2 protein-coding genes are annotated in these 2,714 nt (G+C 22.3%); both read left to right on the top strand.

Annotated features, from left to right (window positions below; genetic code table 11):
• The first annotated feature begins 147 nt into the window (after nucleotides 1-147).
• Nucleotides 148-1,320, top strand: a complete 1,173-nt coding sequence (locus BGI41_RS07670) for an aldo/keto reductase (RefSeq protein ID WP_088540110.1) — start codon at nucleotides 148-150, stop codon at nucleotides 1,318-1,320.
• Between the two features lie 292 nt (nucleotides 1,321-1,612).
• Nucleotides 1,613-2,368: a HesA/MoeB/ThiF family protein gene (locus tag BGI41_RS07665; protein WP_088540109.1), complete on the top strand. Its 756-nt coding sequence runs from the start codon at nucleotides 1,613-1,615 to the stop codon at nucleotides 2,366-2,368.
• The last annotated feature ends 346 nt before the right edge of the window (nucleotides 2,369-2,714 follow it).

Here is a 2,714-nt window from a genome sequence, read left to right as displayed (position 1 = left end):
AAATATCATTAATTAAAGATATATAATAATTATTTTTTAAAAAATTAAAGATTTTAAAACTTTATAAAAACTATTGAAATCAATGAAAAAAATAAATAAAATATCAAATTAATATATTATTAATTTATTAAAATAATTGGTGTTTAAATGGAATATAGAGAATTAGGAAATACTGGAGAAAAAGTATCTATTTTAGGTTTTGGAGCAATGCGATTACCAACTAATGGTGAAAATAACCAAATTAACAAAGAAAAATCTGAAGAATTATTATCCTATGGAATAGATAATGGAATAAATATAATTGATACTGCATACTCTTTTCATGCAAATGAAATACATGGTGGTGCTGGAAATAGTGAACCATTTTTAGGAGAATTTTTAGAAACTGGTTATAGAGATAAAGTTTATCTTCAAACAAAAATGCCATCATGGTTAATAGAAAAAGAAGAAGATTTAGAATTTTATTTAGATGAACAACTTAAAAGATTAAAAACAGATCATATTGATAATTATTTACTACATGGAGTTAATAATGAAAATTGGGAAAATTATAAAAATGCAAATATTGTAGAATTCTTAGATAACATTCTTAGTGATGGTAGAGTAAAACATGTAGGTTTTTCAACTCATGGAACTGTTGAAACATTATTTATTTTAACTGCAGAATATGATAAATGGGAAATGGCACTTACTCAAATGAATTTCTTAGATGAAACTTATCAAACAGGTATAGAAGGTTTAAACATTTTATCCCAAATGGGTCTTGGAAATATGATTATGGAACCATTACGTGGTGGAAGATTAGTTCAAAATGTCCCTGAAAATATTATGGAAATATGGAACACTGCAGAAGAAAAAAGAACACCTATTGAATGGGCATTAGAATATTTATGGAATATGGAAAATGTTAGTTGTGTATTTAGTGGTATGAATTCTTTAGAACATTTAAAAACCAATATTGAAATTGCATCTAAATCTAAAGTAAATATGATTTCTGAAAACGACAAAAAAGTTATTAAAGATGTAGCTGAAGAATACAGACAGAATAAAGGAAATGATTGTACTTCTTGTGGTTACTGTATGCCTTGTCCTAATAAAGTTAATATACCTCATTGTTTTAGAGAATATAATATGGGAAATATTTTAAATAGTCCAAAAGGTTCTGCAAGACAATATTTCACCTATTTTGAAGATAAAGCTTTAGCACATCATTGTACCCAATGTGGAGATTGTGTAAATATGTGTCCACAAGCAATTAATATTCCTGAAGAAATGAAAAAAGTAGAAGAATATTTTGGCGATAAATTTAATCATTTCTAAAAAATGCTAAATTAGAAATGAAGATAATTTAATAAGTAAACTCAAAAATATAGATAAATAAAAGAAAAATATTAATAATACACCAAAATATAATAGAAATAAAATAAATTAGAACATATAAGTTTTTTATAATATAAAAAAAATCTATAAAAATATAAATATTAAAAGATAAAATATATAAAAAATAACAATTGTTATAAAAAGTTATTTTAATAAAATAAAAATGATTTATAATAAAGATATTTTATAAAAAACATGCCTTTATTTAAAATATAAATAAATATGTGATAAAATGCCAACAAGATATATAGGAAATGGATATTGGGAAATAGTATCAAGACAAATGAGTATAGTTACAAGAAGTGAACAACAAAGATTTAAAGATGCTAAAATAGCAGTAGTAGGTTGTGGTGGAATTGGAGGATCTACAATTGAAATGTTAGCAAGAATGGGAGTTGGAGAACTTACCATAGTAGATCAAGATTACTTCGATTTATCAAATCTCAACAGACAATTAATGAGTAGTATTGATTGCTTAAGAAAAGACAAAACAGAAGTTACAAAAGAAAAAATAAGATTAATCAATCCATATGTCCAAGTAAATGCAAAAAATATTAAACTTGATGAAAATAACATTGAAGAAACAATTGGAGATGTAGATATCATTATAGATGCATTAGACAACCTTGTAACACGTGTAATTGTAAGTAGATATGCAAAAGAAAAAAATATACCATTTATACATGGAGCAATAAATGGAACAAAAGGACAACTAACAGTATTTACATCAGATAGTGAAAAAGATTATGAAGAATTATTTGGTATGCCTTCAAAAGGACGTAAATTAACTGATGAAGTTAAAAAAGAAATTCAAAGTTTAACATATGGTGTTCCACCAGTAATTGGGCCAGTACCAAATATAATTGGTAATTTAGAAGCATTTGAAGCTTTTAAATATATTACAGGTATTGGAAAAGTTATAAAAGCTCCAAAATTATTAACTTATGATTTATTAGATTTAAGTTCAATTACAGAAATAGAATTATAATTTAATTAAATTATAATTTTATAATATTTTATAATAAACTACTTTTAAAAAAAAATTACTTTTCTAATTATTTAATTTAAAAAATAATAAAAAAATATCAAAGTTTTAAAAACAGAAAAAACTAATTTTAATTCTATAAAATCATATTTTTATATAAAATAAAAAAAACTACTTTTAAAAAAAAAAAACTATTTTTATATTTTAAATACTTATTTACAAAATTAATAAAATAATAAAAATTTTGAAAAATATTACTTTTTTTAAAAAAAGAAGAATAACAAATTAAATATGAATATAAAAATTAAATTAGATTAAAAATAAAAAATATAATATAATAACTTAATAT

It is taken from the genome of Methanobrevibacter sp. 87.7, assembly GCF_002208625.1.
Classification (GTDB): Archaea; Methanobacteriota; Methanobacteria; order Methanobacteriales; family Methanobacteriaceae; genus Methanarmilla.
This window is presented reverse-complemented; position numbering and strand designations above follow the sequence as displayed.